At 66.6% G+C, this 6,179-nt stretch carries 7 protein-coding genes and 1 tRNA gene; 6 read left to right on the forward strand and 2 right to left on the reverse strand.

The window, feature by feature from the left end; genetic code table 11:
* The first annotated feature begins 27 nt into the window (after positions 1 to 27).
* The 6 genes from lptE (at position 28) to H4O10_RS17740 (ending at position 3,431) form a co-directional block, all read left to right on the forward strand.
* Positions 28 to 612, forward strand: a complete 585-nt coding sequence (gene lptE, locus H4O10_RS17715) for an LPS assembly lipoprotein LptE (protein ID WP_088470409.1) — start codon at positions 28 to 30, stop codon at positions 610 to 612.
* A gap of 9 nt (positions 613 to 621) precedes the next feature.
* Positions 622 to 1,659, forward strand: a complete 1,038-nt coding sequence (gene holA / locus H4O10_RS17720) for a DNA polymerase III subunit delta (RefSeq protein ID WP_049453115.1) — start codon at positions 622 to 624, stop codon at positions 1,657 to 1,659.
* Positions 1,660 to 2,328, forward strand: a complete 669-nt coding sequence (gene nadD, locus H4O10_RS17725; protein ID WP_171968551.1) for a nicotinate-nucleotide adenylyltransferase — start codon at positions 1,660 to 1,662, stop codon at positions 2,326 to 2,328.
* 58 nt (positions 2,329 to 2,386) lie between these two features.
* Complete coding sequence (rsfS, locus tag H4O10_RS17730) at positions 2,387 to 2,797, forward strand: ribosome silencing factor (protein WP_005410536.1); 411 nt, start codon at positions 2,387 to 2,389, stop codon at positions 2,795 to 2,797.
* Positions 2,798 to 2,861: 64 nt separating this feature from the next.
* Positions 2,862 to 3,332, forward strand: a complete 471-nt coding sequence (gene rlmH / locus H4O10_RS17735; RefSeq protein ID WP_049453118.1) for a 23S rRNA (pseudouridine(1915)-N(3))-methyltransferase RlmH — start codon at positions 2,862 to 2,864, stop codon at positions 3,330 to 3,332.
* 22 nt (positions 3,333 to 3,354) lie between these two features.
* A tRNA-Asn gene (locus H4O10_RS17740) sits at positions 3,355 to 3,431 on the forward strand.
* Between the two features lie 73 nt (positions 3,432 to 3,504).
* Here the strand turns inward: H4O10_RS17740 and H4O10_RS17745 are convergent.
* Positions 3,505 to 4,926: a basic amino acid/polyamine antiporter gene (locus tag H4O10_RS17745; RefSeq protein WP_049453448.1), complete on the reverse strand. Its 1,422-nt coding sequence runs from the start codon at positions 4,924 to 4,926 to the stop codon at positions 3,505 to 3,507.
* A gap of 129 nt (positions 4,927 to 5,055) precedes the next feature.
* Positions 5,056 to 6,179 (reverse strand): TonB-dependent receptor (locus H4O10_RS17750; protein WP_182681060.1); only part of this gene is annotated, 1,124 nt, incomplete at its 5' end.

The following is a 6,179-nucleotide window of genomic DNA, read 5'->3' on the forward strand; positions in this document are numbered from 1 at the left end:
ATCGCCCGGCTCCGCCAGACTGTCTCCATGACCCGAATCCTGCTTGCCCTCGTTCTTGTCCTCGGCCTTGCCGGCTGCGGTTTCCATCTGCGCAGCAAGCTGATGCTGCCGACCGACACGGCGCCGGTGAAGGTGGTCTCCACCGCGCCTTACAGCGAACTGGTCAAGCTGCTCAATCGCAGCCTGCTGGCATCCGGTGCCAAGCTGGCCGACGAGGACAGCAAGGGGCCCAGTACCCAGCTCCAGGTGCTGTCCGAACGCTGGGGCGACCTGCCGATCGCCATCGACTCGCAGGGCCGTGCGCAGGAGTACAGCCTGCGCTATGCGGTGATCTTCATCTTCCGTCGCGAGGATGGCAGCGAGCTGGTGCCGCAGCAGGTGATCGAACTTTCGCGCGACTACGTTTCGCCGCCGACCGACGCCACCGGTACCACCACCGAACGCGAAATCCTGGCCGATGAGCTGCGACGGGAAATGTCCGCGTCGATCATCCGCCGCATCGACAGCGTGGTGCGCGCCGAGATCGAGAAGGGCGGCAGCCTGACGGCGCCGAAGGCCAAGCCGATCGAAGGGGCGGAGCCGGCCGAGCCGGTTCCCGCAGCCAAGCACTGAGTCGCGACGATGGAACTGCGTCCGGAGCAGCTGGCCAGCCAAGGCGCTGACACCCCGCTGGCGCCGGTCTACCTGATTGCCGGCCCGGAAACCCTGCGCGTGCTTGAGGCGGCCGACGCCATCCGTGCACGCGCACGCGCCGCCGGCATTGCCGAGCGGGAAGTGTTCGACGCCGATGGGCGTGATTTCGACTGGAACCAGCTCGACGCCAGCTTCAACGCGCCCAGCCTGTTCAGTGCCCGCCGCCTGGTCGAGGTGCGCCTGCCCAGCGGCAAGCCGGGCAAGGACGGGGCCGAGGTGATCAGCCAGTTCTGCGCCAACCCGGCGCCGGACGTGGTGCTGATGATTACCGCCAACGAATGGAGCAAGGCCCACCAGGGCAAGTGGGCCGAGGCAGTCAATCGCATCGGCGTGCTGTCGGTGGCGTGGGCGATCAAGCCGCACGAACTGCCGGACTGGATCGAGCGCCGCCTGCGTGGCAAGGGCCTGCGTGCCGATCCGGCCGCCGTGCAGCGCCTGGCCGAGCGGGTCGAGGGCAACCTGCTGGCCGCTGCGCAGGAAATCGACAAGCTGGCGTTGCTGGCCGACGGCCAGGCGCTGGACGTGGAACGGATGGAATCGCTGGTGGCCGACGCCGCCCGCTATGACGTTTTCCGGCTGCTGGAAGCCACGTTCTCCGGCCAGCCGCCGGCGGTGCTGCGCATGCTGGCGGGCCTGCGTGGCGAAGGCGAGGCGGTGGCCGCACTGATGCCAATGGTGATCCGCGAGCTGTTGGCTGGTGCCGGCCTGGCCCGGGTACAGGCGCGTGGCGGCAATCTGGCCGCCGAAATGAAATCGCGCGGCATCTGGGAATCGCGGCAAGCGCCCTACAAGCGTGCGCTGCAGCGGCACCCCGAGGGCAAGCGCTGGGAGCGTTTCGTGGCCGAGGCCGGACTGGTCGACCGCATCGCCAAGGGGCGCGCCGACGGTGATGCCTGGCTGGCGCTGGAGCGCCTGCTGGTGGCCGTGGCCGAACCGCGTGCCGTGCGCCTGCTGGCGCGGGCCTGAGTGATGAGCCTGCGGATCTATTACGGGGGCACCTTCGATCCGGTGCACCTCGGGCACCTCGCCATCGCGCGTGCTGCCCGTGACGAACTGCAGGTCGCTGTACGCATGCTGCCGGCGGCTGATCCGCCGCATCGCGCGGTGCCGGGCGCAACCGCTGACCAGCGCTTCACCATGCTCTCGCTGGCCATCGGCGATGAGCCTGGCCTGCTGCTGGACCATCGTGAACTGGACCGCGCCATACGCTTTCCCGGCCGCCCGTCCTACACCGTCGACACCTTGCGCGAACTGCGCGGCGAGCTGGGCCCCAGCCGGCCATTGGCCTGGCTGGTCGGGGCCGACAGCCTGCTGGGCCTGACCCGCTGGCATGAATGGGAGGCACTGTTCGGGCTGGCCCATTTCGTGGTGGCCGAGCGCCCGGGCAGCCCCCTTCAGGCCTCGGTGGATGGCGAACTTGGCCGCGCCCTGGAAGGCCGCTGGGCCGACAACGAGCAGGCCCTGTTCGCCAGTCCGGCCGGGCGCATCCTGCGCCTGCATCATCCGCTGCGCGAGGAATCGGCCAGTGCCGTGCGTGCGCAGATCGCCGCCGGCGGCCCCTGGCGGGCGTTGCTGCCGCCGGCCGTGGCCGACTATGTGGCCACCCATGGCCTGTACCGCTCCCCTACGCCGTGAATGCCGCCGCCCCGGCTTGCCCGTATAATCGCCCCCACGTTTATCGAGTCGATCCACTTTGAGCAACCAGACCCAGCCCCAGACCATCAAGGTCGATCTGCCCAGCCCGCCGCCGTCCGTGCCGGAACTGCTGGCCAGCGTCCGCCAAGCCACCGAAGACCTGAAGGCCAAGGACCTGGTCGAGATCGATGTGCGCGGCCGGTCCAGCGTTGCCGACTACATGATCGTCGTTTCGGGCACCTCGACCCGCCACGTCAAGTCGATCGCCGATGAAGTCGTGCGCTTTGCCAAGAATCTCGACGTGATGCCGCTGGGTGTTGAAGGCGAGCGCGAAGCCGAATGGGTACTGGTCGACCTGGGCGACGTGATCGTGCATGTGATGCTGCCGCGCGTGCGTGAGTTCTATGCCCTGGAGCGCCTGTGGACCGTTGGCGACCAGCCGCCGTCCAGCGACGACGAAGTGGCCTGAGCCGCACGTTGATGCATCCCTTCGACGGCGCCGATGGCGCCGTCGACGTTTTGGAGGACCGTTGATGAAAGCCCGCCTGATTGCTACCGGCGAACGCGCACCCGGCTGGGTGGCGCAGGGCTTCGCCGAGTACCAGAAGCGGCTGTCGCACTGGCTGCCGTTCGATCTGGTGGAAATCGAGCCCGGCCTGCGCGGCAAGGGCCGCGATGCGCGCCGCGCCACCGAAGACGAAGGCAGGCGCGTGATCGCCGCACTGCCGAAGAATGCCTATGTGGTGGCGCTGGATGTGCCGGGCCGCCAGCTCAGTTCCGAACAGCTGGCGCAGCGGCTGGAGCATTGGCGTGGGCAGGGCAGGGACCTTGCCTTCCTGATCGGTGGCCCGGAAGGGCATTCGCCGGAAGTTTCCGCGCTGGCCGACGAAAAGTGGTCGATTGGACCATTGACGCTGCCACACATGCTGGTGCGCCTGGTGGTGGCCGAGCAGTTGTACCGGGCCGCCGCAATGATTGCGAATCACCCCTACCATCGCGCGTGAAGAGTGGTTATACTAGTCGTCTGCCCGAATAGCTCAGCCGGTTAGAGCACTTGACTGTTAATCAGGGGGTCGTTGGTTCGAGTCCAACTTCGGGCGCCACTTTGAAGAGACCTGCATCGCAAGATGCAGGTCTTTTTTTTGCGTTGTTGTAGAGCCGAGCCCGCACTCGACTCTACAGTGCCAGCTCACCTCTGGAGAACGCTACCAGCGTAGCGATGGCCACCACCAGAATGGCGCCGAACAACACCCATTCCCAACGCGTGAATACCTGCTCACCGCGTTGCAGCCGGGTCAGTGCGAACACCACCACGCCGGGCACATACAGCAGCACCGACAGCAGCAGGTTGTCGAGGCCTCCTGCATACACCAGCCACAACGCGTAGGCACTGGCCAGCAGCGCCACCGCGAAGTCACGCCAGCGCACGCCCGGTTCACCCGCATAGGCGTCCCCGCGCCACGCCAGCTGCACGCCGAACGCGGTGGACAGGAAGTAGGGCACCAGGCTCATCGAGGCCGCCAGCAGCACCAGGCCCGTGTAGCTGCCGGAGTTGACCAGCACCAGCAGCAGGAACAGCTGGATCAAGCCATTGCTCAGCCACAGCGCGTTGGTGGGCACGCCGCGCGCATTCTCGCGTCCCAGGAAGGCCGGCATGGTGCCGTCGCCCGCAGCGGCGTACAGCACTTCGGCACACAGCAGCACCCAGGCCAGCAGCGCGCCGAGTACCGAAATGATCGAGCCGACGATGATCACCGTCGCGCCCCACTCGCCGACGATGGCGCGCAGCACGTAAGCCATCGACGGATTGGGCAACCCCGCCAGTTCGGCCTGCGACAGCACGCCCATCGACAGCAGGCTGACCAGCACCAGCAGCAGCCAGACGCCGAGGAAGCCGATCACCGTGGCGCGGCCGACATCGGCGCGACGGGCCGCGCGCCGCGAGTAGATGCTGGCGCCTTCGATGCCGATGAATACCCACACGGTCACCAGCATCATGCCGCGCAGCTGCTGGCCGAGATCGCCGAGTGCGGGCGCGCCAAGGAAATCGGCACGGAACACATCCATGCGGAACGCACCGGCGGCCAGGATCAGGAACAACGTGATAGGCAGCAGCTTGGCCACCGTCACCAGGCCGTTGACGATGGCGGCGGTGCGCAGGCCGCGCAGCACCAGCAGGTGCACGGTCCAGAGAAGTAGCGACGAAGCGGCCACGGCGGCCGGGGTATTGCCTTCACCGAAGACCGGCATGAAGTGGCCGAGGCCACTGAAGATCAGCACGAAGAAGCTGGCGTTGCCGAGCACCGAGGCAACCCAGTAGCCCCACGCGGCGGAGAAGCCGATGTAGTTGCCGAAGCCTTCGCGCGCGTATGCGTAGATGCCGGTATCGAGATCCGGCCGGCGGTTGGCCAGGGCCTGGAACACGAAGGCCAGCATCAGCATGCCGGCGCCGCTGACCGCCCAGCCGAGCAGCGCCGCCGCCGGACCGGCGCTGCGCGCCACGTTCTGCGGTAATGAAAAGATGCCGGCACCGACCATCGAGCCGACCACCAGTGCGGTCAACGCGGGCAACCCGAGGCGTTGTGATGTCGCGGCCATGATGTCCCCTGCGGCGCTGATGCCGCTGACCCACGGTAGCGGTGTGCCCGTGAACATGCACGCAAGGGGCCGCAACGACGAAGGCCCGGGCAGATGCCCGGGCCTTCGAAGGTGGTGCGTTGAACGGTATTACTTGAAGGTGTACTTGGCGCCGACAGTGAAGTAACGTCCGATGGCGCCGCTGAAGTGCATCGGGTTGTAGTTCACGCCGCCATAGGTCAGCGGATCCAGCGGAGCGATGCGATCGAACACGTTTTCGACCGAAGCGCTCAGCTCGAACTCGTCGGTAACAGCCCAACGGCCGGACAGATCGAAGGTGGTGAACGAGGAGATCTTCTTCACCGGCGTGCCGTCGAAGTAGAAGAACTGGTACTTGCCGCCACGCTTGTCGGTGTTGTCCATGCTGGAGATGTAATTGGCAACGCCGCTCACGCTCCAAGGACCCTGTTTCCAGGTGGTACCGAAGTTGATGCGATCCTTCGGCGTACCGATGCAGTTGGTCACGTCGCAGTTGCCGTGCGTGCCCAGGAAGTCATCGGTGCTGCCACCGCTGGTGCGCTCGAATTTCAGCAGGTGGCTCCACTGCAGATCCATCTCCAGCTGGCCCGGGCCGATGTCGAAGGTCTGGCGGATGTCGGTGTCGATGCCGCGAACGCGCGAGGAGCTGGCGTTAATGTAGGCGGTATTGACGGCCAGGATGCTGCCGGTGCCTGCGACGCCGTTGAGCAGGTTGTTGTCGCGCAGGACATTGCCGGCACGGATCGCGTCATCGGTATCGCCCTGGGCGATCTCGTTGGTGCGCTTGATTTCCCAGGCATCGACGGTCAGCGAGGTGGAGCTGGTGGGCTGCAATACGATGCCCACCGAGTAGCTCTTCGACTCTTCCGGCTTCAGGTCCTTGTTCGGACGGGTGATGATCGCAACCGACTGCGAGCCGCAGTCGTCCGGCGAAGCACCCGGGGCCGGGTTTTCACCGTCCGGGCAACGGATCGGATCCGAGGCCGTGGAGAAGGCGGCCAGGCCACCGTCTCCGTTCTCGGCCGGGTTCGGTGCACGGAAGCCTTCGGCGTAGCTGGCGCGCAAGGCGATCCAGTCGGCCGGCGTCCACTTCACGCCCAGCTTCGGTGCACGGAAGCCTTCGGCGTAGCTGGCGCGCAAGGCGATCCAGTCGGCCGGCGTCCACTTCACGCCCAGCTTCGGCGTGGCCTTGCCTTCACCGCTTTCATACTTGTCGTAGCGCAGTGCAGCGGACA

Origin of the sequence: Stenotrophomonas sp. I18B00994 (assembly GCF_014145825.1) — a bacterium.
Classification (GTDB): domain Bacteria; phylum Pseudomonadota; class Gammaproteobacteria; order Xanthomonadales; family Xanthomonadaceae; genus Stenotrophomonas; species Stenotrophomonas maltophilia.